Below are 26879 nucleotides of genomic sequence, written 5' to 3'. Positions count from 1 at the left end.
TCCCCATGTGAAAGTAGGTCATCTCCAGGGTCTAATAAGCGAATAGCCCACTCAATGAGTGGGCTTTTTGTTATGCGTGTATAAGAAAAATAACTCTGAAAATAAAAATAGTATTGTCGAATCAGTTTAATCAACATATTAGTTAATATGCTTTGATCTTCTGATCACAGACGAGAAGATCAATAGTTAGGAATGTTTAAAAGCGAGCTGGCTATCTATTAGATATCTGAATTCAGTGTTAAATTACAAAAAGTAAATGATGGGCCAGGGAGAATGATGACGACTCTAGCTGTACTTTCCTTATATAAAGCTTGATAGGTTTCTTTTGCTTTTGGATATATTAATTTTGAGCATTCTGCGTTTTCACTACGATCATTTGATTTATTATTTACAGCTATGAGTAGGAATGGCTGATTAGCTGGAATCTTAAATACTTGTTTATCCTGATTTGGATACATCGTCGTTAAATAAATTAAATTATTAGGTGTATAAGGATTTTTGAATATGGTTTGAGGATATTTACTTAGCCTAGTTCTCAATGAGTGAGTTTCTATATCCTCTTTGATAGGTATAGTAGAATTATTATATAAATAGTATGAACGATTCTTGTTCTCTATTATTTTTTTATAATTATGTGTAGTCAATAGCTGGTAATTTTGACTAGTTGCTAAATTTTCTTTGGATATTACACTATTATTATCATATTGATAGAGAGCATAAGAAATAGCTTCTTTCGGTGTAGAAGGTATAATCAGTGTTGCATAATTATCTCCATCACTATTTTGGTAGCTTGGAAATTCTTGGTATTTAGGATCAATGCTACTGCAAGCCATAATGCTGATAGCCATTGTAGCTATGATAATCTTTTTTGTTATAGTCATAAATGGTATTCTTCTATTATATAATTGAGCCAATAATCACAGCCTTGATTCACTAAATCATAAGTTAATTCAAAATTACCTGTGTAATATGGGTCGGGAACTTCTGAATGTTCAGGGTTATTTAAAGGCTCTAAGAATAAATGAATTTTAGAATCATATTGATCCGTAGGTGGCAATGCTTTGAGATCAAGAATATTATTGTTATCCATGCCCAAGATATAATCATAAGCTTCAAAATCATCGCCACAGATTCTTGTAGCAATCATGCCTTTTGTAGAAATGCCCTTTTCATTTAAAATTTCTTGTGTGCCTTGATGTGGCGGTTTGCCAAGATTCCAATCGCCTGTCGCAGCAGATGCAATCATAATTTTATCTTCTAACCCTTTGGTTTTTACTTTTTCTCTGAATAATGCTTCAGCCATTGGAGAGCGACAAATATTACCTAAGCACACGAATAAAATTTTAACCATAATGAATCCTATTAATAACCATTTAATGCATAATTTAGCTTACAATGGGTTTATATTATCATTAAAAGAAGTGGCTATGGCTTTTACTATTTATCACTCTAATCATTTAGATTCCTTGCAATATATGGCAAGTTATTTGATTCAACAAAATCCGCTAGAAAATCCTTTATTGCCTGAATATTTTATTATTCATAGTAGTGGGATGACGAACTGGTTAAAGAGTGCATTAGCAGAAGAGCATAATATTTTTGCCAATACCAAATTAGAGTTCCCCATTAACCAAATCGTTACGATGATTGAGAATTTATTGACAGATGAAGAACGAGCAAAGACTAATTTAAGAATTTCTCGTTTAACGTTAACTTGGGCGGTTTTTGATGTTTTAAAAAACTCATCTTTGACAGATTTAGAAATTCTAGAGCGTTATTTATCGACAGATCATACAGAACATAATGATGTTCGAGTCATGGCATTAGCAGAAGAAATAGCAGGATTATTGGATAAATATTTAGCTTATCGGCCAGATTGGTTTGAAGCATGGCAGAAAAATCAATTGATGTTTAATGATTCTGTGGATGAGTTATGGCAGCAGAAAATCTGGCAAGAGATCTATCAAAAGGTCATTCCACGATATTATTTAGCCAATATTATGGATCTATTGGAATCTTTGCCTGCTGAACGTTATCAAAACCCTAAAATTCCTACACGATTATTTGTGATTGGCATTTCAACTTTACCACCATTGTTCATTGATCTGCTGCATACATTGAGCAAGCACATTGATGTACATATGTTTTTCACCAATCCTTCTCAGTTTTACTGGGGAGATTTAACGCAATACCGTAATCGTAATACTCNGCTTATCGGCCAGATTGGTTTGAAGCATGGCAGAAAAATCAATTGATGTTTAATGATTCTGTGGATGAGTTATGGCAGCAGAAAATCTGGCAAGAGATCTATCAAAAGGTCATTCCACGATATTATTTAGCCAATATTATGGATCTATTGGAATCTTTGCCTGCTGAACGTTATCAAAACCCTAAAATTCCTACACGATTATTTGTGATTGGCATTTCAACTTTACCACCATTGTTCATTGATCTGCTGCATACATTGAGCAAGCACATTGATGTACATATGTTTTTCACCAATCCTTCTCAGTTTTACTGGGGAGATTTAACGCAATACCGTAATCGTAATACTCAACGTATTATTTTTGAATCATCCGAAGCACGTGAAGAAATTTTCTCTCCGAATATAGATGAATATGGTTTAGATGCTGAATTAGATACAGTTGAGCAATGGTTAGAATTTCATGGCAATCCATTATTGGCAAGTTTTGGAAAAATTGGGCGAGACTTTATTCATTTGTTATCTCAGTATGATGATATTCGTGAAATTGAAGCGTTTAGCGAACCTGAAACCAAAGGTTTATTAGGTTATGTACAGCGTGAAGTTTTTAATCTGTCAGCTGTTAATCAAGACCAGCCTAAATATTCAGTAGAGAATGATGATCAAAGCATCAGTTTTCATGCACACTATAGTGAACGTAGGGAAGTAGAAGGTTTGTATGATCAGTTGCTTCATTCTTTTAATGAAGATGCAACGCTAGAACCAAAAGATATCATTGTGATGGTTTCGGATATCGATCGCTATCGCCCAATGATTGAAGCTGTATTTGGTTCACCTGTTTCTCAGGATGCTAAAATTCCATTTACAATTTCAGACTTTACATTAGGCAAGCATGAACCAATTTTAGAAGCATTTTTATTATTGTTGTCCATGCCTGAAAGCCATTTTACAATTTCAGAACTATTAACATTACTGAAAATCCCTGAAATAGCAGAACGTTTCAATATTGTGCAAAGTGATCGTGATCTCATTCGTAAGTGGGTTGAAAATAGCCAAATCAAGTTTGGTATTGATCAACAGCATCTATCGGAATTGAATGTTCGAGAAGAGTTTGCAAATACGTGGTTATGGGGATTGAAGCGTTTATTATTGGGTTATAGTTTCAATGAATCTGTCGAAATTGATGGCGTATTGGCTTTTCCATACATTCAAGGTGGTGAAGCAATTACATTAGGGCATTTAGTAGATTTTGTGGATGCTTTGATTCATTTGAAACAACAATTGTCACAGACATATTCATTGGATGAATGGCGTACAATTTTACCCGAAATTTGGGCAACATTTTATGTTGATAGTGACGCAACTCAATATCGTTTGCAGCATTTGCAATCCATTTGGAACAACTTCTTGGATGAAGGTGCGAACATTGAATTTAATCAACCAATTTCGATTCATTTGATTCAGCGCCATTTGAATGAGCATTTATCTTCATTTAGACCAGAATCTCGATTTTTAACAGGTTCTGTGAATTTCTGTACATTCATTCCAATGCGCTCTATTCCTTTCAAAATTGTCTGTATGGTGGGCATGAATCAGGATAGTTTCCCGCATCGTAAGCAATATCCTGAATATGATTTGATGCAAATGCATCCTGCACGTGGTGATCGTTCCACTGTGAATGATGAGCGTTATCTATTCTTAGAAGCGATATTGTCTGCTAAATCTCAGTTGTACATCAGTTATATTGGTAAAAATATTCATAATAATAGTGAAATGTTCCCATCACTTTTTGTGAATGAACTTCAGCATTATTTAGATGAATTAGCTGAAATAGAATCACAACGATCTGTTGCTCAACAATTGACAATTCATCATCCGTTGTCACCTTTCAGTGCATCTCTATTTCGGTCCAATAGTAAAATTCATTCATTCCAGCAATCATGGCTACCAACATCTAAAAAATTGGATGATGTTGAATATCATGCATCTGATTTAGGTATTCATCATTTATCCACAAAACAGTTGATTGATGCTTATAAAGATCCTTTGAAATCTTTTAGTATCCAGCATTTTGGTATTAATTTTTATCAACAAGCTATTCGAGAAATTGAAGATGATGAAGTCTTTGCTTTATCTGAACGAGATGCATTGGAAACTTATCAAGCGCGGATTCAACTGATTGAAGAGCTGTTTTATAATGATATCCCTGATGATTTATTACATGATTATGCAAGGCATGAACTGTTTCATCAATATAAAGCAGAAGGAAAGCTACCTAAGTTTGCTTTTGCTAAGTTGGATTGGCATACATTTATTGAGCCAATTGTGAGAATGGTTTTGTCAGCGAAAGCCAACCATTGTCAGTACGGCGTTGAACAACAAGTGCAACTTACATTGAATGATATTGTTATAGATGGCACGATTGTTGGCACAAATGAAGTTCAACAATGTTTAGTATTTGCAGGCAAATGGAATTTAAAGCGACAATTTGATGCAACCATCACACATATTTTGAATACATTGATATTACAGCAAAGCATTACCACAAAGATTTTCTTTTATGATAATAAAAAAGTCTCTGAAACGATGATTGAACCAATGGATATTGATAGTGCTGAATCAATATTACGTAAATTATTAAAGGGTTATCAAGAGAATTTGATGTCGCCATTTATGTTGGCATCTGAAAGTACTTTACGTGTGAAGGATAAAAAGTTACTACAAAAGCACATAAATTTTATTGTTGATGCTTATCATGATTATCAACCTGAAGTGGTGCAAAAATACTTGGAGGATCACGATGAATTTAAGTCTGAGATCATGGATAGAGTATTAGATAATTTAATGGGGCAGAGCTCATTATTGATTGATCGTTTCATTAATTCGGTGACAGAAAAAGAAGTGATTGGCTATCTATATTTTTATTTGCAGTATGTTGAGCTAATAGCATTTACTAAGCCAAAAGAGCTGAAATAAGGCTCGTAAAGAGAAAAAAATGATCAGAAGTTATTTTTACATTTAAATGAATGCGTTATATTTATTTTATCTGAGTAATGCACATAATTATCCACAGGTTATGTGGACTTGTTCATAGGTTTAAATGAGTGGGTTGACCGGTATAACATGTAAAAAATGAATTGAAGATTCTGCCTAAAACATATCAATTATTAAATATAATGTTCAAATAAATTTTTGAACAGTTCATTATTTTGTTAATTTTTGCAATCAATGGATTTGTTTTGTTTAATATGATTAAGAATTGATGGGTATCATGACAATGTAATATTCGCTGACTCATTGAGCACATGGATGAAGAGAATTTCGACATTAAATCATTGGTGATATGAATGCTAAATTCTCTAAAATTTAGGGCGTTGGTAGTCACTATGAAAGGCAGAAGATAATGCTCATTTTAGAAAATATCTCTATGGATGAATGTTGCCTTTGCCTATAGATTCAATTAATCAAGGATGTATAATACAAGTTTTCCATAATGAGGCGATTTTAATGAATAATAAAAAGATTAAAAGTAATCTTTCAAAGAATGCCATCTACATTTTGCCGAACCTTTTTACTACGGCCTCTTTGATGACGGGTTTTAGCTCTATCTTATTAGCATTAGAAGGACGTTATGCATCTGCTGCAGTACTCATCTTTGTATCTATGGTTTTAGATGGTATGGATGGCCGTGTTGCACGTTGGACAAATACACAAAGTAGTTTTGGTGAGCAGTATGACTCATTAGCAGATATGGTTGCATTTGGTGCAGCGCCTGCAATTTTAGTTTATATGTGGTCCTTCCAAGGTTTAGGTGAAGTTTCTAAAGTGTTAGGGATTGGTTGGTTTGCATCATTCGTTTATTTAGCTTGTGCTGCATTACGTTTAGCGCGTTTTAATGTGCAAATTGGCTCTGTTGATAAACGTTATTTTGTTGGGTTACCAAGTCCTACGGCTGCTGCCATTGTAGCGGGTGCAGTTTGGGCAGGTGAAATCGGTATTAAGAAAATTGGTGCAGCATTTGGTGTTGATCTTTCATATACAGGCCATGATTTAACAGGTTTAATGGTTATTATTACGTTGTATGCTGGTTTAATGATGGTCTCGAATTTCTTATTTTATAGTTTTAAAACGTTAGAAATTAAGAAAGTTAAATTTACAGTATTAATTATCGTGGTGATTTATGCAGGCATGTTGATTGCATCACCATCCATCGTGCTATTTTTAACTGCATTCATCTATGGTTTGTCAGCGCCAATTCAATATGTGTATCGTAGACAAGCACGTAAAAAACGCATGTTAGCATTACAAGCAAAACGCTCGGAGCGTCATGATGAGCGCCATGAATCATAATTTAGAGTATTTAAGATTATTGAAAATTCCTGTTTGGCAAGTGCGCGGGCAGGAAGTTTCAGAAACTGTGGAACCTCTCATTTATGAAGAGGTTTTACCTGCGACTGAATCAATTACAGCATCAGCGATTATGCCAATGATGGATGATCATCCTCAGGAAATTCAATCTGTCTCCAATATTGCGACTGCATTGCATGCTCAGGCTGTGACATCAGTCGAAAATTGCACAGCTTGTAAATTGCATAATGGGCGTACGCAGGTGATTACAGGGAAAGGATCACCAGCCGCTAAAATTGTGGTCATTACAGAGGCCCCAACTTTTAATGAAGATGTGGCAGGTGAACTTTTTGCTGAAGAAGCAGGCAAGTTATTTGAGAATATCTTAAAATCCATTGGTTATCGAATGGAGGATGTTTATATCACGCCTTATGTGAAATGTGCGCCGTATCAATTATTCATTACAGAAGCAGAAGAAGCACAATGCCATCAGCATTTAATGAATGAATTGAATGAGATTCAACCACAGAAAGTTTTACTTTTAGGGCGTAATGTTGCTAAATATTTATTGAAGGCAACACAATCATTTGATGCTGTAAGAAACCAATCTGCACATTTAAATATTTTAGATAAAGCTGTTTCTGTGTATGTGAGTTATAACCCTTATCAACTGTTGAAGTTCCCCGAAGAAAAAAGAAAAGTGTGGAATGATATAAAAAAAATGATGAAATGAGGTTATAATGGAGAACATTAAGTTTATAGAAATTATCCCAAGTGATTTCAAAGAAATATATAGCATTGAGAAAAAAGCTTATCCGATACCATGGAGCGAGAAGATTATGGCTTCTATGATGGAAGGTAACGAGTATAAAATTAAAATAACGTACTATGATAAAATAGTTGCTTATGTATTTATGATGGTTGTACTAGACGAAGCAACTGTCTTGAACATTACTGTTGATCCTGAGCATCAAGGCAAAGGATTGGGCAGAAAACTGTTACAGTATGTTAAAACTGAATTGAGCAAAAAGGGTATTATTTCTATCTTTTTGGAAGTGAGAGAATCTAATCGTAATGCTTTCGCCTTATATGAATCAGAAGGTTTTCATGAAATAGATCTACGAAAGAATTACTACCCTACGAAAAATGGCCGTGAACATGCCATTATCATGGCATGTATGTTGATGAATGGGTGATTATGGAAATTTTAGATTTAAAAAACTTACAATGTCCTATGCCTATTTTGAAAACAAAACAGGCATTACAGAAGATGAATGAGGGTGATGAAATCCAAGTTGTGACAACAGATCCTCATTCAGAGATTGATTTTAAAGCATTTTTGAGTAAAACTTCTAATGAGTTGATTCAATTTTGGATGGAAGATGGACAATATTTCTTCTTGATTAAGAAGAAATAAATGTAGTGATCGAGTAATTTTATTTTAATGAAGTGTGGTGTTGTGAGCTAATGAGTACGGTTTTATTTATTATTCCTTGTTTGACGAATCAGTTACCCAAGTCGTGGGAAAGTGAAATAGCATCTACGCCATTAGAACCTATTTATGATAGATTCTTGCATTCATCTACAGCTCATAAAACGAATCATTTTACGTTGAGAGATGCATTAACTGAGTATCTTCAATTACCTGATAATATTGCGTGGGCGCGTTGTGGTTTGAATGCTAGTGGCATTCGTATGCGTTCAAACAACTGGTTTAAACTATCATTATTAACAAAAATCGGTGTGACAAGCCTTCGTGGTCATATGGTGCAAAAGATGGCTGAAGATTTTGCCAATGATTTTGCATTTGCAGAAGATTCCATTGTGACAGCGCAAGGTGATTGGTTTATTTCATTGAAGAAATATAACAATGTGACATCTACACCGATTTGGCGTGCTCGCCCAAAAGATATAGAGCCTGCAAGTTATGGTTTAAATGGACCTGATGCTGCTTATTGGCAAGAACAATTTAATCATGCTCATGAATGGTTAAAAACATATTCTTACAATCGTTTAAGATTGCGCCAAAAATATGATCCTATTGTGGATTTCTGGCCATGGGGCAATGGTGAAAAGCATGAATTTAAATCAGACATAGAGTATTCAGCGATTTTCTCTGACAATGCAATTGTGCGTGGCGTTGGCAATAGCGCAGGCATGTCTTTCTTCCCATTACGCAATTCTACTGCTGATTTTTCTCAGATGGTTCACAATCATCCTAATATTTGTGTAGTGGATGATCGCTTGATCAGCAAAGTTTCTGACAACGATTTATTGGGCTGGTTAGATTCAAGATCTCAAATTGCCAATATGTTATTGGCACCAGCATTAACAGCAGTTGATCAAGGATTGATCACTAATGTCATCATTGACACAGTTAATGGTGAAAAATATTTGTATAACAAAAAATTCAAATTTGTCTTACTGCGCCCTAAATTTACTTATAGTTATTTATCATAATGATCATCATTGAGAGAGCACAAAACTCAGATGTAGAGCTAAGCTCATCATCTTTGTTAAATCGTGTGCTTCAGCGCCGCCAATTAAATTCCTTGTCCGATTGTTCTTTTAGTTTAAAAGATCTTCTATCACCATCATCTCTGCAAGGTTGTGAAAATGCTGCGGTTATCATTGCTAATGCAATTACTACTCAGAAAAAAATATTGATTGTGGGTGATTATGATGTGGATGGTGCAACTTCCACAGCATTAATGATGCGAGTTTTAAAGCTATTTGGCGCAGAACATACAGCTTATCGAATTCCCAATCGAATGTTGGATGGTTATGGCTTAACTGTTTCTTTATTGGATTCTATTTTAGACAATCAACCTGATTTAATCATCACAGTGGATAATGGTATCTCTAGTATTGATGCGATTGCTAAAGCGAAAGAGTATGGCATCAATGTTGTGGTGACAGATCACCATCTACCAGGCGATATTTTGCCTGTAGCAGATGCTATTGTGAATCCTAATCTCAAAAATAGTGAGTTTGAAAGTAGTGCATTGTGTGGCGTTGGCGTTGCATTTTACACATTGTTAGCTGTTCGTCGTGAATTGATCAATCAAGGTTATTTTACAGCGCAAACCCCGCCAAATTTGGCTGATTATCTGGATTTAGTTGCTTTAGGTACCATTGCAGATTTAGTCCCTTTAGATCGCAATAATCGTTGTTTGGTGCAACAAGGCATTGAAAGAATTCGTCGTGGTCGCACAGTTGCAGGCATTCAAGCGCTGTTGGAAGTTTCTAGCAAAAATCAGGTAGAGCTTTCCACAACAGATCTTGGTTTTAGCATTTCACCCTTATTGAATGCGGCAGGGCGATTGGATGATATGCGTGTGGGCATTGAATGTTTACTCACAGATTCAGAAGATCGCGCAAGATATTATGCTCAGCGTTTATATGATTTTAACCAAGAGCGCAAAGCCATTGAGCGTTCAATGACGCAAGAAACAGAGCAGATTCTTGCAAAAGTCATATTGAAAGATGATGAGTTGCCTGATGGCATTGCTTTATATGATCCTTCTTGGCATCAAGGTGTGATTGGTATTGTGGCTTCGCGTGTGAAAGAGCGATTCAATAAGCCTACTTTTATTTTTGCAGAAGAGAATGATGATTTATTAAAAGGTTCAGGCCGTTCAATTACTGGTATCCACTTGCGAGATTTATTGGATAGCATTGCCAAAGAATATCCTAATATGATTTTGCAATTTGGTGGTCATGCGATGGCTGCGGGATTAACACTGAGGAAATCAGAATTTAGTCAGTTTCAGATGGCTTTAAATCAGCGAGTAGAAGCATTGATTCAATATGTTGATCCCAAGATGATTTATACAGATGGTGCATTATCCATCGAAGATTTTACAATTAATAATGCAGAAGTATTACGAACAGCAATGCCTTGGGGACAAACATTCCCTGAACCTGCTTTTGATAATACTTTTAATGTAGTGGATGCCAAGATTTTGCAAAACACACATTTAAAACTTGAATTAAAGCATCCCGAATCTAATTTTACGATCAGTGGTATTGCCTTCTTTAAAGCAAAGGATTGGCGTGAAGGTACCGAGCAAGTGCGCTGTATTTATAAGTTGGATGTGAATGAATGGAGAGGTCGACGATCACTCCAATTATTAATAGATCATATAGAAATTGAAAGCAAATAGCCAAAGCTGGCTATTTTGTGTTAAAATCCCGAGCCAATCTTTTTTGGCAAACCAATCTCTAGAGGGATCAAACATATGTTGCGCATTATTGAGCAAGCACTAACTTTCGATGACGTATTACTCGTTCCAGATTATTCAGAAGTTCTACCTAAAGAAGTATCTTTAAAGACTCAACTAACGAAATCAATCAGCTTAAATATTCCACTATTATCAGCTGCAATGGATACAGTAACGGAAAGCCGTTTAGCAATTGCTATGGCGCAACAAGGTGGTATCGGTATTATCCATAAAAACTTAACGATCGAAGAGCAGGCAGCTGAAGTTCGTAAAGTTAAAAAATTCGAAAATGGTATCATTTCTGATCCTGTTACCGTAACACCAGATATGACATTGGCTGAATTACGCCACATGTTCAGCACATTTGAAATTTCAAGTGCGCCTGTTATTGATGCAGGTAAGGTTGTGGGCATCATCACTAACCGTGATGTTCGTTTCCACGATAACTTGTCTATCCGTATTAAAGAAGTGATGACGCCACGTGAACGTTTAATCACTGTTAAAGAACATGCAAGCCGTGATGAAATCGTTAACTTGCTACGTGAACACCGCGTTGAGCGTTTAGTTATTGTTAATGATGCAAATGAATTATGTGGCTTAGTAACAGTTAAAGATATCTCACGTTCACAATCATTACCAAACGCATGTGTGGATGCTAACGAACAATTGATCGTTGGTGCAGCAGTGGGTGCAGGTGCTGGTACAGAAGAGCGCATCGAAGCATTAGCTGCCGCTGGTGTTGATGTAATCATCGTTGATACAGCACATGGCCATTCAAAAGGTGTTATTGATCGTGTACGTTGGGTTAAACAAACTTATCCAAACTTACAAGTCATCGCAGGTAACATTGCAACTGCTGAAGCTGCAATTGCATTGGTAGATGCTGGTGCAGATGCTGTTAAAGTAGGTATCGGCCCTGGTTCAATCTGTACAACTCGTATCGTTGCAGGTATTGGTGTTCCACAAGTAAGTGCGATTGCAAACGTTGCAGCAGCATTGAAAGATCGTGGCATTCCAGTCATCGCTGATGGCGGTATTCGCTATTCAGGTGATATGGTTAAAGCATTAGCAGCTGGTGCATCATGCATCATGGTGGGTGGTTTATTAGCGGGTACTGATGAGGCACCTGGCGAAATTGAATTCTATCAAGGTCGTGCTTATAAATCATACCGTGGTATGGGTTCATTGGGGGCAATGGGTGCAGGTTCTTCTGATCGTTACTTCCAAGACGGCACAGCATCAGATAAATTAGTTCCAGAAGGTATTGAAGGCCGTGTTGCTTATAAAGGCTCTTTGGTTCCAATCGTTCACCAATTGATGGGTGGTATTCGTGCAGGTATGGGCTATGTTGGTTGCGCTACAATTACTGATATGAACGTTAAGCCAAAATTTGTACAAATTACAAATGCAGGTATGCGTGAGTCTCATGTACATGATGTAACAATTACTAAAGAAGCACCTAACTATTCAAGCTGATCCTATTTTTATTAACTTTTATGTCAAAGAATTATGAGTCAAGATATTAAAACCGAAGAAGTAAACGAAAGCCATTTGATTACCGAACGTCGTGAAAAATTAGCGAATATTCGAAAGGCTAAGGATGTTGCATTCCCAAATCAATTCCGTAAAGATACACATGCGAAAGATTTGTTAAAACGTACAGAAAATATGGATAAGGAAGCATTAACTGCCGAGAATATCCATGTGAAGATGGCTGGTCGAATCATGTCGAAGCGTTTGTTCGGTAAGGGTGGTTTTGTTGTTCTTCGTGATCAGACTGGCGATGTTCAATTATTCTTGAATACAGGACTAATTGGTGCAGAGAAATTCGAAGAATTTACTCATTGGGATATCGGTGACATTATCGGTATTTCAGGTGTTGTATCGCGCTCTGATAAAGGTGAATTGACGGTTCGTGTTTCTGAAATTGATTTATTGACTAAATCATTGCGTCCATTACCAGATAAGTTCCATGGTTTAACGGATATTGAAGCGCGTTATCGCCAACGTTATGTTGACTTGATTATGAATATGGAAGCACGCGAAGTATTCCGTAAGCGTACAAAAATCATGCGTACAATTCGTAATTTCTTTGATGATAAAGGTTTTGAAGAAGTTGAAACACCAATGATGCATTCAATTCCTGGTGGTGCGAATGCAAAACCTTTCATCACGCATCATAATGCGTTGGATATGGAGTTCTATTTGCGTATTGCGCCTGAACTTTATCTCAAACGCTTGGTTGTGGGCGGTATGGAAAAAGTTTATGAAGTGAATCGTAACTTCAGAAACGAAGGTGTTTCAACTCGCCATAATCCAGAATTCACAATGGTTGAATGGTATTGGGCGTATGCTGATTATAAAGATATGATGGATTTCACTGATGAACTAATGGCAACTTTAGCAAAAGAAGTTGTGGGTTCAACAAGTGTGCCTTATCAAGGTTTAACTTTAGATTTCAGCCAACCAGCAGTTCGTATGACGGTTCAAGAATCTATCATTCATCATTACCCAGAAGCGAAAAACTTTGATTTAGATACACGTGAAGGTGTTGCAGCTTTGGCTGATTCTATTCACATTAAATACAAAGATTCTGATGGTTGGGGTAAAATCTTGATGGAAGTGTTTGNGTTCGTATGACGGTTCAAGAATCTATCATTCATCATTACCCAGAAGCGAAAAACTTTGATTTAGATACACGTGAAGGTGTTGCAGCTTTGGCTGATTCTATTCACATTAAATACAAAGATTCTGATGGTTGGGGTAAAATCTTGATGGAAGTGTTTGATGAAAAGGTTGAAGAGAATTTGATGCAACCAACATTCATTACAGCATATCCTTCAGAAGTTTCACCATTGGCACGTAAGAACGATGAAAATCCAATGATTACAGATCGCTTTGAGTATTTCATTGGCGGTCGTGAAGTAGGTAATGGTTATTCGGAATTGAATGATGCTGAAGATCAATATCAACGTTTCATGGCTCAAGTGGCTGAGAAAGATTCTGGTGATGACGAAGCAATGCATTTGGATAAAGACTTTATCACTGCATTGGAATATGGATTGCCACCAACAGCAGGTGAAGGTATCGGGATCGACCGTTTGGTGATGATTTTTGCAGATGCAGCATCCATCCGAGACGTGTTATTATTCCCACATATGCGAAATAAAGCAGAATAATTCAAGAAAAGCTTTAGTGAAAACTAAAGCTTTTTTTTTCAGGTATTGTTTATAATAGAGAGATCAGCTTAATCGTTTTAAAAGCTTATGCAATATAAACTTTATTCTCGTAGGGAGTAAGGTTGGGAATTATATTAGGCTGATTGGGCTATAAGATTAAAATTTTTTGAAAGGATAAATTATGGCAAATTCAGTTAAAGTCATTATTGGTGCAATGGATGAAGAAGTGAGTGCATTGGTTGCTCGCATGGCATTGGTTGTTAAAGGTGAAGTTGACGGTGTAGAAATTCACCAAGGCCAATTGGGCGGACAGAATATTGTTGTGGCAAAATCAGGCATTGGTAAAGCAAATGCTGCTTATACTGCGGCGATTTTGCTGAAAGAGTTTAAGCCAACAGAAGTGATCAATATTGGTAGCGCTGGTGGTACAAAAGTTGGGCAAACAGTTGGTGATGTGGTAGTTGCTAATAAATTGCAGTATCACGATTTTGATATTGGACCAAACACGATCACTGATTCACGCTTCATTTTTGAAAATGGTCATTCTGATTTATCAGGCATTGAAAATGTATTGAAATCACTAAATTTTCCATACCATTTAGGTTTAATTGTTTCAGGTGATCAGTTTGTCACTAAAGATTCTGATGCATTTAAGCGTATTCAAGATAAGTTTGTGGATGCTATTGCAGTTGATATGGAAGCAACGGCGATTGCATGTGCATGTGAGCGCAATCAAACACCTTGGATCGTATTACGCTCATTGAGTGATGTGACACACAATGAAGGCAATGATATGGACTTTGAAACATATTTAGCGAAAGCGAGTGCAAATTCAGCATTGATTGCGGAAGAGTATTTGAAGTTAGTTTAATATATTGAGTTAAAAATACGTAGTAAAAAAGGTTGGCAATGCCAACCTTTTTTGTTGTGTACTATTGATGAAAATTATTTAGATTTTTTAAAGCGTTCACTTGGAATTTCTTTCCAATCGAAAGGCGAGAAGCGTGCAAATAAAACCATGCCAGTGAACCAAACAGTTGTGCATAATAAAATAACAGCTGATAGAGCAGGATTTTCAGGCCAAACATCCACGCCAATCACTAAATACCAGCAAGATAAAAAGCTTCCCCAAGCATGTGTATAGCGTTTTGCTTGTAATAACCCGCGCAATGGAAAAAGCAATGGCACAACTAACGTAATCAATAGTAATCCTTCAGGCATGTTAATGTAGATTTTTTTGAGAACAATGCCAAGAATTAATATGATCATCAATAAACCGTAACCAACCAAAGTCAGAATACGAGAAAGCGGTAAGATTGGGTGATGCATATATGATCCATAATGAGTACAATAAGATAAATTTTACCATGTTTTCATCATAATCGGGATTGATATGCCAGAATTACCAGAAGTTGAGATTACCAAGCAGGGCATTACGCCATATGTGATTGATCAATCCATTAGTCGAATTGATATTCATCATCGTTCTTTGCGTTATCCTGTAAGTGATGCTTTGACGTTGATGGAAGGTGCTGTCATTACAGATGTCACGCGCAGAGCGAAGTATCTCATGATTCATTCGGATGGGTTTTATTTGGTGATTCATCTAGGAATGTCAGGTAGTTTACGTGTGAGCGAACCTGATGAGCCACGTAAAAAACATGATCATATTGTGTTTAAATTATCCAATGGCAAAGAGCTCCGTTATCACGATCCGCGCCGTTTTGGCTTTGTACAGATTTATCGTGGTTATGAAATTCCAGCTTATATTACAAAGTTAGCGCCAGAGCCATTGAGCCAAGATTTTAATGATGCTTATTTTAAAAAGATTATTCAAAATAAAAAGCAGCCCATTAAGTCATTCATCATGGATCAAAAATTTGTTGTGGGTGTTGGGAATATTTATGCCAATGAAGCGCTTTTTATGAGTGGAATTCATCCTGAGAAACCAACGCAAGATCTAAAACCAAAAGAGCAAAAATTATTGGTTGAATCAATTAAAACAGTTTTGAGTCGAGCAATTGGTGAAGGTGGAACAACTTTAAAAGATTTCGTTCAACCTGATGGCACGCATGGTTACTTTGCACATTCATTATCAGTTTATGGTCGAGACAAGGCTGAATGCGTGAATTGTGGTATTGAGATTCAAAAAATTATTATCGCTCAGCGATCGACATATTTTTGTCCAATTTGTCAAAAGCGATAAAAATAAAATGATAATAAAAAAGGATTATGTTGTCATAATCCTTTTTTATTTAAATTGACTGATGATTAGCTAACAGTTTTGCACTGAACATTTCTGTTGGGTGCTTTTAATAAATTTTTAAAGGTTGCATTGTTGCCTTTTGTCCATAATTCATAAATACCACCTTGATATTTAGCGCCGCTTGCAGCTAATGAATTGGATAATAGGGCAGGTGATTCATTATTAACAGTTACTAATGCAATGCTATTAAATTCATCGCTTAAGAATTTAGCTGTAACTTTATCATTACCACATTGATAAGTTGTCACTGATGTTTCTTTGTAACCTTCTAATCCTGTTTTAGGTGTATTGCTTGCACAAGCACTCAATCCTATTACTGTAGCTGTGATCGCTAAAGTTTTGATCAGTTTATTCATTCTTTGCTCCTGAGAAGATGATTGGTTTATTTTGCAGGAATGATTTGGCAGTCTGCTGCATTTTCTGGATCATTCATTAAATTTGTCAGCATTGCATTGTCACCTTGAATCCAAAGTTCATAAATGCCACCCACGTATTTTTCACCACTTGCAGCCATGACATTCACTAAAAGATTTGGCACTGTATCACCTGCCATCGTGACGAGTGCTGCATTGTTTTGTTTTTTATTAATGAAGTCGATTGTGATTGTATCTTGTGCGCATTTAAATTGAGCTGTATTGGTTACTTCGTACTCACTTAAAGAATTTTTTTGTTTCGCATATGCAGTTAAGCTTAATCCTAAAGCCATTGTCGAAATTGCTGCAATTTTTACGATTGTCTTCATTTTTTCTCTCCTGAGTTTACAATTAGTGAAGCAGATATATGATACATAAAAAAACTCGCCATTTGGGCGAGTTTTTATTTTTAAATCATCGATGATTTGTTATTCAGAACGTGTTCTTCTTGAGAAAGATTTCTGTGGGCGATCTGAACGTGCAGGGCGGTCACCTGATCTCTCAGTTCTTGGACGGTCTGATCTTGGGCTGTCAGAACGTGCTGGGCGCTCTGAACGTTCGCCTCTTGGTTTGTCAGAGCGAGCAGTTCTGTCAGTTCTTTCTGATTTCTCAGAGCGTTCAAATCTTGGTTTATCTGATTTGCGTTCAGCTGTGAAACGTTGCTTTTCTGAGCTACGAGAATCACGGCTTTCACCTTTGGGCTTATCGAAAAATTCTGAAGATGATTTACGTTCACTTCTTGGCTTTTCTGATCTTGAATCACGATCACCACGATCATTTCTATCGTTACGGCCGCCGCTACGTTCAAAACGCTTACCACCGCCAGATCTAGCGCCACCATTGCCATTACGGCCACCGCGACCACGTCCACCTTTTTTAGCTTTGCTACCAGTGAAATCAGCAGGGTTTAACGTTGGTTCTAAACCTTCAACAGTTAATACTTCAATTTTGTTAGAGGTATAATCAGAAATATCGCGTACACGACGATGATCACGTACGTTTACAATGCTTACAGCATCACCAGTACGACCAGCACGGCCAGTACGACCAATACGGTGAACATAGTCTTCAGCTTTCATAGGTAAGCCAATGTTGATAACGTGAGTGATTGTTGCAATATCAATACCACGTGCAGCAACGTCAGTTGCTACTAAAATTTTAGTACGGCCTTTACGTAAAGTTTCTAAACGGCGCATACGAACTTTTTGTGGAATACCACCATGTAAATATGTTACAGAGAAATCTTCATCTTCTAACATATCTGCAATTTCTTCACTTTCGATCTGTGTTGCAGTAAATNATAATCAGAAATATCGCGTACACGACGATGATCACGTACGTTTACAATGCTTACAGCATCACCAGTACGACCAGCACGGCCAGTACGACCAATACGGTGAACATAGTCTTCAGCTTTCATAGGTAAGCCAATGTTGATAACGTGAGTGATTGTTGCAATATCAATACCACGTGCAGCAACGTCAGTTGCTACTAAAATTTTAGTACGGCCTTTACGTAAAGTTTCTAAACGGCGCATACGAACTTTTTGTGGAATACCACCATGTAAATATGTTACAGAGAAATCTTCATCTTCTAACATATCTGCAATTTCTTCACTTTCGATCTGTGTTGCAGTAAATACAATCGCTTGATCTACATTAGGTTGATTTAACCAATGCATCAATAATTCTCTTTGATGTTCTTTGTTATCAGCAAAGTTAACTTGTTGTGTAATGTTTGTATTCAAAACACTTTTTGAAGATAATTCAATCCTCTCAGGATTTTCCATCATTTCTTCTGCTAAACGCATAATGTTTTTCGGGAAAGTTGCTGAGAACATCAAATTTTGTTCACAATTCTTACAAGCTTTGTGGATCATTTCTAAATCTTCAGCAAAGCCAAGATCTAACATACGATCCGCTTCGTCAGCTACGAAGAATTCTACTTCTGATAAATCCACAACTCTTTGTTTGTATAAATCTAATAAACGACCTGGAGTCGCTACTAAGATTGTTACATTTTCTAATTCGCGAATTTGTTGACCATAAGGCATACCACCAACAACTGTTGCGATGCGAATACCTCTTGCATTGCCTTTTAAGTTGATTGCTTCTTTAGCAACTTGTTGTGCTAATTCACGTGTAGGACACAATACCAAAGCTTTAGGCTTGATATTATCTTTTCCACGGCGCTCACCTTTACGGCTAGATGTGTTTTCTACTGGAATATCCAACAAAATGTTTAAAACTGGTAACAAGAATGCAGCAGTTTTACCACTACCTGTTTGGCTGCTCACCATTAAGTCAGCACCTGTTAACGCGATTGGTAAAACTTGTTCTTGTACTGCTGTTGGGGATTCATATCCCATTGCACTCAATGCATTTAATAAAATTGGGTTTAGATCTAAGTCTGAAAAAAGCATAAATAATATATCTACCTCAAATCCAATTGAGGCACCTTAAATAAGTAATAAAGGAAGTGTTCATGGAATACTACGTGGCGAAGATGTAGTTCGCGAGAGTGAGGCAAATATAGATATATGCAGTAGACCCTAGAATTCGATGAAGCTTGTGGATTATACAGAATTTTTTTAAATATGATAGCCAGCGATAGAATTAATTAAAAATATATATCTATATCTTGTGTTTACATCAAAGTCTTTATGTATTAACTAAGGTATATAGCCATTGTCATAAAACTGACACATTTAAAATTTAAAATCTGCGCGAAATTCATTCAATGTTTTTGTTTATATATTGATTGAAAATTCAAAGAATTTTTTTGAAATATTTTGTGAAGGTTTGGACTGACTTATGAAAAATAGCTTTGGCATTACAAATGAAGATTTAGATGTTTTATTAGACATTAATAATTTCACAAATGAGGATATAGATAGATTGCGACAATTACAGAGTGTGATTGAAACANGAAAATTCAAAGAATTTTTTTGAAATATTTTGTGAAGGTTTGGACTGACTTATGAAAAATAGCTTTGGCATTACAAATGAAGATTTAGATGTTTTATTAGACATTAATAATTTCACAAATGAGGATATAGATAGATTGCGACAATTACAGAGTGTGATTGAAACAAGATTACCAGCATTAACAGAACGATTTTATGTTCATCTACAAAATAATGAAACAACTGCTGTATTTTTGGAAGGACGATTAGAAGCTTTAAAAGCGACACATTTGCAGTGGATGAAAGATCTATTTACTAGAGAATTCAATGAAGAGTATGTGGCATTTCTTTGGAATATTGGGCGAGTCCATGCAAAATTACACATTGCACCTTTATTTGTGGCGGCAAGTATGAGCTTCTTGCGCTCAGAAATACCTAGCATCATTTCTAAGGAAATTGCTGATGGTTTAGGAAAAAATAGAGCTGATCTTATTGCTTCTGTATTGAAGATTTTGGATATTAATCAGTTTGTCATTGATAGCAGTTATAATGATCGCTTATTAGAAGTGACAGGAATTTCCAAAAAATTATTACAAAGATTAATGGGATAGTATAGTTTTTGTTGATCAGTAAAGCCATATTCAATAGATTGGCTTTACTATCATATTATGTGTAATTGATTGATTATTTTTATAATCGTATTAAATTCTCTTAGCACCTAAAAAAGTTTACTAAGCTTGAACTAGTAGAAAAATAAGATTGTTCAAGGAAAAACTATGAGAATTATTATATTTACTTTCTTGTTATTGCCTGTGTTAGCATTTGGATTGCCATCAAAATTTGTTCATCCATTAGAATTTGATGGCAGTCATGATCAAATGGAGAAAGTATTAGTTTATATTCAAGATGATATTTTAGAAAATCATTGTGGACCAGGGGGATGAATCGTGCTATTCTTCTATTGTCATCATTGAAAGAGAAGAAAATTTTAATGCATTTATGACATTAACTAAGGTAACAAATTGAGATTATCTGGATAAACTGATTCAAGAGTACCGTAACTAAAAGTTTTTTAAATGCACTGATGCCAATATTCTAAAGGCGTATGAAGAAAATCTATGGTGTGATAAAGGCTTAATTGGCATGCGTAAAAAAGATCCTTATTCAAGGTATAAGTGAGATTAAGCCTTAACTGTTCATTAATATTGATGAATATATGCCCAAATAGTTTCAAGTTCCCAATCTCTTGCCTTAGGCAATAAGGCTTCTAGATGAATATTCAACGAATATAATTTATTAAAGCATTTTTGAAATATTATTATTTTTCTCAGTGCATTAAATGCGCTATTTATTTAATATTATTAAATAATATGTTATTTTTAATTCCGATTATTTAATGATTGGTGAATATAAAACCAATTTTTAATTATAAATATATGTTGTATTAGTATAAAAATAAAAGAGATTAAATTAATAATAAAATTGTGCATGTATGGAGGACGAATCGTGTCTGTCAAAAATAGTTTTGGTATCAAAAATGCAGAGTTAGATGTTTTATTGGATGTGAGTCATTTTTCGCAAGCAGATATTGATCGCTTACATAAATTACAGCCCTTGATTGAACCTAGGTTGCCTGAGCTGACAGAAAACTTTTATCAACAATTACAAGGCAATCCTATTACAGCTGTTTATTTGGAAGGTCGCATTGATGGTTTGAAAGCAACACATATTCAATGGATGAAAGGTCTATTTTCTGTACATTTTACTGAAGAGTATATTCAGTCCTTGTGGAATATTGGGCGTATTCATGCGCGTTTAGAAATTCCACCCTTGTTCGTTTCTGCAAGTATGAGTTTTTTACGCTCAGAATTCCCTAAGTTTATTACATCAGAAGATGCAGAGACTATTGGATGTACTCAAGTGGATTTAATCGCATCTGTTTTGAAAATTTTAGACATTAATCACTTTGTCATTGATGGCAGCTATTATGATGGTTTATTAGAGTTCACAGGTATTTCTAAAAAACTATTACATAAATTAATGAGCTAAAAGTATGGCTATTTATGTGCATTAATAATAAAAAGCCAGTCATTAAGTATTGGCTTTTTTATTGCTTTACTCAAACTCATGGCCGTGAAATTATTATCTAGCACATTTATTATTTTTATGGGCAATATAGATAATAAGAACAAATCCATGTATAAATAAATGATCAATGGAAATTGAGACAATATAATGAATAAGCGTCAATACTGTAAAGCTTGGCTGAGTAGTTTTCGATTACAAACACTGCCTTTAGCAGCCGCAACAATTTTGATTGCCAATGCTTTGGCTTATTGGCAAGGGCAATTCGATTTTCAAATTTTTCTCTTAACATTATTAACGGCTCTTTTATTACAGATTACTTCTAATCTTGCTAATGATTATGGTGATTTTGCTAAACAAACAGATACATTTGAACGATTAGGTCCGCTTCGTGGCATTCATCATGGCTTGATCACATTAGGGCAATTAAGGATCGTGCTTTGTTTAACAATATGTGTTTCGATATTATCTGGTTTATGTCTCTTATTCATTTCCACTAAAAGCACAGAGCAGTTATATTTCTTCATTGGTTTAGGTGCTTTATCCATCGTTGCAGCAGTGACTTATACTGTCGGTAAAAAACCTTATGGATATATTGGTTTGGGTGATTTATCTGTTTTAATGTTCTTTGGATTTGTGGGCGTTATTGGTAGTTATTATTTACAGACCAATGAATTTGGCGCTTGGCTCATTCTACCTGCTATCTCTAGTGGTTTTTTATCTATGGGTGTTTTGAATATTAATAATATGCGTGATCACGAGCAGGATGAAAAAGCAGGGAAGCGAACATTAGTTGTGATGATGGGATTATCATGGGCGAAGTCCTACCAAATTAGTTTATTGCTGACATCTTTGGGTGTATTAATAATTTTTGTTGTGAGTTATTTACCACTAACATCTTTATGGATTTTCATTGTGCTGATTCCTTTATATTTGCGACAAGTTTATGAGTTGAGTATTGATAATAAATTTATGGGAGCACTGTTAATTCCTATGGTGAGATTAAATTTATCTACTGCCCTATTATTGAGTTTAGCAATTATTTTAAGTATGACATGATGGCTCTGTAATCATTGTTTAAGTGCTATACTTAAAACTTAGGTTGTTTACCCAAAGGAGTTAACCAAAATGGCAAGAAAAGCTTTTACAGCACCGAATGTTTCATCATCTGGCCCATATTCACATGCAATTGATGCAGGTGATTTCTATTATTTTTCAGGTCAAACTGCTAAAAACGCAGTGCAAGTGACAGAAACTAATCGTGAAATTGCTGCTCAAACAGAAAAATGTTTTGAAAATATTCAGCATGTTATGGATGAAGTTGGCGTAACAATGGATGATGTGGTTAAAGTGACTGTTTATCTAACAGCGATGAAATACTTTGCTGAAATGAATGCTGTGTATGCAACTAAGTTTGCAGCACCATTTCCAGCACGCACTTGTGTTGCAGTATTAGAATTGCCATTGGGTGCAGATGTTGAAATTGAAGTGATTGTTAAAAAGCCTTAATTTTTTATATCTATGAATACTAAAAAGCGCTCTTTTGAGCGCTTTTTGTTTATAAGCCAACACCAACGAGATGAAGTAAATACAGCATACATGGAATTGTAATCAGTGAAGCCATAACAGAGATCAATGTCATTGCGATACTAAAATTAATATCAGCGTTATATCTTTGGAATAATACAGATGCTAATGTAAATGTTGGCATTGTGGCTTGAATCAAAATGACTTTAGTGACCATTGAATCGATCGGTAATAGTATGACGACTAAAAATGCAATGATTGGAAAAACAATGATTTTAAAAATAACCCCTAATGTGACACTTTTTAAATCAATCTTATTGATGACTTTCCATAAATCAGGGATCAATAAACCAATATAAATCATTCCTAATGGACTTGCGATTGCAGCTAATGATTTGGTGAGTTGTTTGATGATGTCATATGCTTCAAATTGAATGGCGCCTAGCGTCAAAGCGATCACAATTGCCATTAAAGGAATATTGATCATAGCTGCAAGGTTTCTCAGTCGGAAGCCTTTTTCGCGCTGTAATAGAAATACGCAAACTGTCCAGATAACAAAGTCTAAACCCGCATCAAAGATCGCTGCTAATAATGCGCCTTGTGCACCTAATAAAACATAACAGAGTGGAATACCGATAAAAGCTGTATTGCCTAATGTTGCAGTGATGGCAATTTCGCTGGCTTTTTTATCTTCAGTTTTAAATTTTTTCAGGGCAATATAGCGAACAATGACAATGCCTAATGTATTTAAGATGACAGATAAGGCGAACATTGTGAGGATTTGCTTCATCATTGCGGAATCAAGATGTGAATTGAAAACGCTCGATAAAACGATGGAAGGTAATCCAATATTGACGATTAATGCAACAACTAAGCGTTGCGTTTCAGGGGTTAAACCATAAGCACGGCGCAATAATACACCGACAATCATCATGGCACCCATGACGGAAACAGAAGTTAAAGTAGTAAAGAAGATCATTGGACAGCCCAGAAACTATTCTAATTATGCTATGTACTATAGCACTAGTTATGCTGATAAGTTGCTGTCCAACTAACTATATTTTTCTGTAGTTTTGAATGTGAAATTAGTTTTTCTTTTTCAAAAATTTTAATGCAGGCACAGCGATTAAAACACCACCAAAACCAATCAAAAACATGCTGATCGCATTTATGATGATATCTTTTTGATTGTTAGCAGAGATTGCTAAAGCAGCTTCTTGTGCATTGGTCGCTTGCTGGGCGATTGCTGCATTATCAGCACCGCCATTCATCATGCTCAACACAACGCCAATCACTAATAAAATTGCACCAACGATTAATAGAATTTGTTCCTTTTTCATAGTCTGCCTTTAGATATTCAGAGTGAATTATGATCGGAGAATTGTAGACCAAAGTTTATTCTTTGAATAGAGATAATTATTGCAGTTATTTATTTAAATATTATTTTAATAATGACTTATAGTAATGAAATTTTATTAAATTAGATTGTATTTCTTGAAAACAAATCAAAGAGAAAATAATGAAAAAAGGATTGATTGGATTAGCAATTATCACTGTGTTAGGTATTGGTGGTTATTTTTGGTATCAAAATCATCAAGCTGAACAAAATAGATTAAGAAAAGAATCTTATGAGGCAATGATTCAAATGATGGTCGATGCACCAAGAGAAATGGCTGAAATGAGGGCACAGCAAAATAAAGAAGCTGAAGAGCGTCGGCAGCGTATTGAAGCTGGCACTGCCAAGATTGAAGAAATTAATGAAGTGAGAAAAGACGGTAGCAGAGTTTTCTATACATTGGTAGATGGTAAGAGAGAGGGAGATTCTTTTATTTGGTATAAAAGTGGTCAGAAAAGTGTAGAAAGTATATATAAAGATGGTCGAAAAATTTCTTATATATCTTTTTATGACAATGAAAAAAATACTAAGCAAGGCACAATATATAGCGGACCTGGTTATAAAGAAGAAGAGCATCGGTGGGATCGTGATGGAAATTTAATATACCAAACTTATGTATCAGAAAAAGGTCCTAATGATCGTAAAAATAACTGGGTAAAGGGTTGGTATGAAGATGGTTCTATCAGCAGTGAAATCAAATATAACCCTGAGACTGATTTTGTTGATCGAACAGAATGGTATCCAAATGGGCAGATGAAATTATTCAGATCTGAAGGTTTTTCTTCAGGAAGAGAAGCTGCGATCACAAAAACATGGTATGAAAATGGCCAACAATCATTGGATGAAATGAATGTGGGGCGTTTTTGGAAAGGTTGGCGAAAAGAGTGGAATAAAGAGGGTGAACTGATTGTTGATGAGATTTGGAGTTATGGAACAATTGATCGGGAAAAACACCTAGGAAGATGATTCGGCCTAGTTGTCTTAATAATCCAAGATGCTGAGTGATTAAAAAGCCCTGAAAATCAGGGCTTTTGTTATTCAGTGATTACAAAATAATGAATTATTTTTTGTAAACAGGGAACTTGCGGCACAATGCAGTTACATTGTCAGCAACGCGTGCAGCTAATGCTTCATCATCCAAGTTTTCCATGATGTCACACATCCAGTTAGCCAATAATTCAGATTCGCCTTCTTTGAAACCACGAGTTGTGATTGCAGGTGTACCAACGCGGATACCTGAAGTTACGAATGGAGATTGTGGATCATTTGGTACAGTGTTTTTGTTTACTGTGATGTTTGCTTTGCCTAATGCAGCATCCGCAGCTTTACCAGTAATGCCATGTTTAACTAAGCTTACCAAGAACAAGTGATCTTCTGTACCGTTAGAAACGATATCAAAACCACGTGATTGGAATACTTTAACCATTGCTTTAGCATTCTTTAAAACTTGTGTTTGGTATTCAACAAACTCAGGTTGCATTGCTTCCAAAAGCGCCACAGCTTTAGCTGCGATCACGTGCATTAAAGGACCACCTTGAATGCCAGGGAAGATTGCTGAGTTCAATTTTTTCTCTAAATCAGGATTTGATCTAGCTAAAATAATACCACCACGAGGGCCACGCAATGTTTTGTGCGTTGTTGTTGTTACAACGTCAGCATATTCCATTGGGTTAGGATATAAACCAGCAGCTACTAAACCTGCAACGTGAGCCATATCTACGAATAAATATGCGCCTACTTTGTCAGCGATTTCACGGAAACGTTTGAAATCCAACAATTGAGAGTAAGCAGAGAAACCTGCTACGATCATTTTTGGCTTGTGTTCTAATGCTAATTTTTCAACTTCATCATAATCGATCAAACCATCTTCATTCACGCCGTATTGAACAGCATTATATGTACGGCCAGAGAAGTTTACTTTAGCACCATGAGTCAAGTGACCACCGTGATCCAAGCTCATGCCTAAAACTGTATCACCTGGTTCAACCAATGCTAAATAAACAGCACCGTTCGCTTGTGAACCTGAATGAGGTTGTACGTTTGCATAATCAGCACCAAATAATTTTTTAGCGCGTTCGATTGCTAAGCTTTCTGCGATGTCAACAAATTCACAGCCACCGTAGTAGCGTTTATTTGGATAGCCTTCAGCATATTTGTTAGTTAAGACAGAACCTTGTAATTCCATCACTAATGGAGAACAATAGTTTTCAGAAGCGATCAATTCAACGTGATCTTCTTGACGTTCCGCCTCTTTTTTTACAGCTTCAAAGAGTTCAGGATCAAATGAGTGTAACGCGAGATTTTCAAACATGATGATTTTCCTATAGAATAACCC

The 26879-nt window shown here is 35.8% G+C and carries 28 protein-coding genes and 1 pseudogene; 19 read left to right on the top strand and 10 right to left on the bottom strand.

The genetic code is table 11. The features are described from left to right. Nucleotides 1-218: 218 nt before the first annotated feature. Both BZK16_RS12315 and BZK16_RS12310 read right to left on the bottom strand, forming a co-directional pair. Nucleotides 219-881: a hypothetical protein gene (locus tag BZK16_RS12315; RefSeq protein ID WP_077929194.1), complete on the bottom strand. Its 663-nt coding sequence runs from the start codon at nt 879-881 to the stop codon at nt 219-221. Then, nucleotides 878-1351, bottom strand: coding sequence for a low molecular weight protein-tyrosine-phosphatase (locus BZK16_RS12310; protein WP_077929193.1), 474 nt, complete (start codon nt 1349-1351; stop codon nt 878-880). Before BZK16_RS12310 ends, BZK16_RS12315 begins: the two co-directional genes overlap by 4 nt. 1 nt (nt 1352) lies before the next feature. Between BZK16_RS12310 and BZK16_RS12305 the strand changes: the two genes are divergently transcribed. The 12 genes and pseudogenes from BZK16_RS12305 to BZK16_RS12250 all read left to right on the top strand — a co-directional run bounded on the left by BZK16_RS12305 (nt 1353) and on the right by BZK16_RS12250 (nt 14823). Next, nucleotides 1353-2255, top strand: coding sequence for an exodeoxyribonuclease V subunit gamma (locus BZK16_RS12305; protein WP_077929192.1), 903 nt, complete (start codon nt 1353-1355; stop codon nt 2253-2255). Next, nucleotides 2255-5179, top strand: coding sequence for an exodeoxyribonuclease V subunit gamma (gene recC / locus BZK16_RS12300; RefSeq protein ID WP_077929191.1), 2925 nt, complete (start codon nt 2255-2257; stop codon nt 5177-5179). The genes BZK16_RS12305 and recC overlap by 1 nt, the downstream gene beginning before the upstream one ends. A 531-nt stretch (nt 5180-5710) precedes the next feature. Beyond that, nucleotides 5711-6553 carry a CDP-diacylglycerol--serine O-phosphatidyltransferase gene (gene pssA, locus BZK16_RS12295; protein WP_077929190.1) on the top strand — a complete coding sequence of 281 codons (843 nt, stop codon included), beginning with the start codon at nt 5711-5713 and terminating at the stop codon, nt 6551-6553. Beyond that, on the top strand, nt 6543-7283 hold the full coding sequence (locus BZK16_RS12290; protein ID WP_158076861.1) for a uracil-DNA glycosylase: 741 nt from the start codon (nt 6543-6545) through the stop codon (nt 7281-7283). The genes pssA and BZK16_RS12290 overlap by 11 nt, the downstream gene beginning before the upstream one ends. A gap of 7 nt (nt 7284-7290) precedes the next feature. Then, complete coding sequence (gene rimI, locus BZK16_RS12285) at nt 7291-7746, top strand: ribosomal protein S18-alanine N-acetyltransferase (protein WP_077929188.1); 456 nt, start codon at nt 7291-7293, stop codon at nt 7744-7746. A gap of 2 nt (nt 7747-7748) precedes the next feature. Next, a complete protein-coding gene (locus tag BZK16_RS12280; RefSeq protein WP_077929187.1) occupies nt 7749-7967 on the top strand; it encodes a sulfurtransferase TusA family protein in 219 nt (72 codons plus the stop codon). 50 nt (nt 7968-8017) lie between these two features. After that, a complete protein-coding gene (locus BZK16_RS12275) occupies nt 8018-9010 on the top strand; it encodes a hypothetical protein (protein ID WP_077929186.1) in 993 nt (330 codons plus the stop codon). Beyond that, complete coding sequence (recJ, locus tag BZK16_RS12270; RefSeq protein ID WP_077929185.1) at nt 9010-10716, top strand: single-stranded-DNA-specific exonuclease RecJ; 1707 nt, start codon at nt 9010-9012, stop codon at nt 10714-10716. Before BZK16_RS12275 ends, recJ begins: the two co-directional genes overlap by 1 nt. A gap of 75 nt (nt 10717-10791) precedes the next feature. Next, complete coding sequence (guaB, locus tag BZK16_RS12265; protein WP_077929184.1) at nt 10792-12249, top strand: IMP dehydrogenase; 1458 nt, start codon at nt 10792-10794, stop codon at nt 12247-12249. A gap of 33 nt (nt 12250-12282) precedes the next feature. Continuing rightward, on the top strand, nt 12283-13413 hold the full coding sequence (gene lysS / locus BZK16_RS12260; RefSeq protein ID WP_233145300.1) for a lysine--tRNA ligase: 1131 nt from the start codon (nt 12283-12285) through the stop codon (nt 13411-13413). Then, a pseudogene (locus tag BZK16_RS12255) lies at nt 13407-13952 on the top strand (amino acid--tRNA ligase-related protein); the annotation flags it as partial. The gene lysS and the pseudogene BZK16_RS12255, both read left to right, overlap by 7 nt. Before the next feature lie 181 nt (nt 13953-14133). Continuing rightward, nucleotides 14134-14823, top strand: a complete 690-nt coding sequence (locus BZK16_RS12250; protein ID WP_077929183.1) for a 5'-methylthioadenosine/adenosylhomocysteine nucleosidase — start codon at nt 14134-14136, stop codon at nt 14821-14823. A gap of 74 nt (nt 14824-14897) precedes the next feature. On the opposite strand, the gene BZK16_RS12245 is transcribed toward BZK16_RS12250, so the two are convergent. Next, entirely contained in the window at nt 14898-15281 is a 384-nt protein-coding gene (locus BZK16_RS12245; protein WP_077929182.1) for a DUF2069 domain-containing protein, read from the bottom strand. A 64-nt stretch (nt 15282-15345) separates the two neighbouring features. Here BZK16_RS12245 and mutM point away from each other — a divergent pair, with 64 nt between their 5' ends. Beyond that, nucleotides 15346-16158 carry a bifunctional DNA-formamidopyrimidine glycosylase/DNA-(apurinic or apyrimidinic site) lyase gene (gene mutM, locus BZK16_RS12240; RefSeq protein ID WP_077929181.1) on the top strand — a complete coding sequence of 271 codons (813 nt, stop codon included), beginning with the start codon at nt 15346-15348 and terminating at the stop codon, nt 16156-16158. Between the two features lie 65 nt (nt 16159-16223). Here mutM and BZK16_RS12235 read toward each other — a convergent pair whose 3' ends face one another. The 4 genes from BZK16_RS12235 to BZK16_RS12220 form a co-directional block, all read right to left on the bottom strand. After that, entirely contained in the window at nt 16224-16574 is a 351-nt protein-coding gene (locus BZK16_RS12235) for an MliC family protein (RefSeq protein WP_077929180.1), read from the bottom strand. Between the two features lie 26 nt (nt 16575-16600). Then, nucleotides 16601-16960, bottom strand: coding sequence for an MliC family protein (locus tag BZK16_RS12230; protein ID WP_077929179.1), 360 nt, complete (start codon nt 16958-16960; stop codon nt 16601-16603). Between the two features lie 99 nt (nt 16961-17059). Next, nucleotides 17060-17890, bottom strand: a complete 831-nt coding sequence (locus tag BZK16_RS12225) for a C-terminal helicase domain-containing protein (RefSeq protein ID WP_077929178.1) — start codon at nt 17888-17890, stop codon at nt 17060-17062. Continuing rightward, complete coding sequence (locus BZK16_RS12220; protein WP_456300700.1) at nt 17884-18999, bottom strand: DEAD/DEAH box helicase; 1116 nt, start codon at nt 18997-18999, stop codon at nt 17884-17886. The genes BZK16_RS12225 and BZK16_RS12220 overlap by 7 nt, the downstream gene beginning before the upstream one ends. 611 nt (nt 19000-19610) lie before the next feature. On the opposite strand from BZK16_RS12220, the gene BZK16_RS12215 reads away from it, so the two are divergent. The 5 genes from BZK16_RS12215 to BZK16_RS12200 all read left to right on the top strand — a co-directional run bounded on the left by BZK16_RS12215 (nt 19611) and on the right by BZK16_RS12200 (nt 23130). After that, nucleotides 19611-20147, top strand: coding sequence for a protoglobin domain-containing protein (locus BZK16_RS12215; RefSeq protein WP_077929177.1), 537 nt, complete (start codon nt 19611-19613; stop codon nt 20145-20147). A gap of 165 nt (nt 20148-20312) precedes the next feature. Then, nucleotides 20313-20480, top strand: a complete 168-nt coding sequence (locus BZK16_RS14330) for a hypothetical protein (protein ID WP_158076860.1) — start codon at nt 20313-20315, stop codon at nt 20478-20480. A 562-nt stretch (nt 20481-21042) separates the two neighbouring features. Continuing rightward, nucleotides 21043-21585 (top strand): protoglobin domain-containing protein, encoded by a 543-nt coding sequence (locus tag BZK16_RS12210; protein ID WP_077929176.1) that lies wholly within the window; start codon nt 21043-21045, stop codon nt 21583-21585. 186 nt (nt 21586-21771) lie between these two features. Then, on the top strand, nt 21772-22680 hold the full coding sequence (gene menA / locus BZK16_RS12205; RefSeq protein WP_077929175.1) for a 1,4-dihydroxy-2-naphthoate octaprenyltransferase: 909 nt from the start codon (nt 21772-21774) through the stop codon (nt 22678-22680). 69 nt (nt 22681-22749) lie between these two features. After that, nucleotides 22750-23130, top strand: coding sequence for a RidA family protein (locus BZK16_RS12200; RefSeq protein ID WP_077929174.1), 381 nt, complete (start codon nt 22750-22752; stop codon nt 23128-23130). Nucleotides 23131-23179: 49 nt separating this feature from the next. Here the strand turns inward: BZK16_RS12200 and BZK16_RS12195 are convergent, their stop codons facing one another. Next, on the bottom strand, nt 23180-24127 hold the full coding sequence (locus BZK16_RS12195; RefSeq protein WP_077929173.1) for an AEC family transporter: 948 nt from the start codon (nt 24125-24127) through the stop codon (nt 23180-23182). A gap of 106 nt (nt 24128-24233) precedes the next feature. Next, entirely contained in the window at nt 24234-24488 is a 255-nt protein-coding gene (locus BZK16_RS12190) for a hypothetical protein (protein ID WP_077929172.1), read from the bottom strand. A gap of 179 nt (nt 24489-24667) precedes the next feature. Here BZK16_RS12190 and BZK16_RS12185 point away from each other — a divergent pair, with 179 nt between their 5' ends. After that, nucleotides 24668-25510 carry a hypothetical protein gene (locus tag BZK16_RS12185; RefSeq protein WP_077929171.1) on the top strand — a complete coding sequence of 281 codons (843 nt, stop codon included), beginning with the start codon at nt 24668-24670 and terminating at the stop codon, nt 25508-25510. 94 nt (nt 25511-25604) lie between these two features. On the opposite strand, the gene glyA is transcribed toward BZK16_RS12185, so the two are convergent. Beyond that, a complete protein-coding gene (gene glyA, locus BZK16_RS12180) occupies nt 25605-26855 on the bottom strand; it encodes a serine hydroxymethyltransferase (RefSeq protein WP_077929170.1) in 1251 nt (416 codons plus the stop codon). Between the last annotated feature and the right edge of the window lie 24 nt (nt 26856-26879).

The organism is Wohlfahrtiimonas populi (assembly GCF_002006795.1).
In the GTDB taxonomy this organism is placed as follows: Bacteria; Pseudomonadota; Gammaproteobacteria; order Cardiobacteriales; family Wohlfahrtiimonadaceae; genus Wohlfahrtiimonas; species Wohlfahrtiimonas populi.
This window is presented reverse-complemented; position numbering and strand designations above follow the sequence as displayed.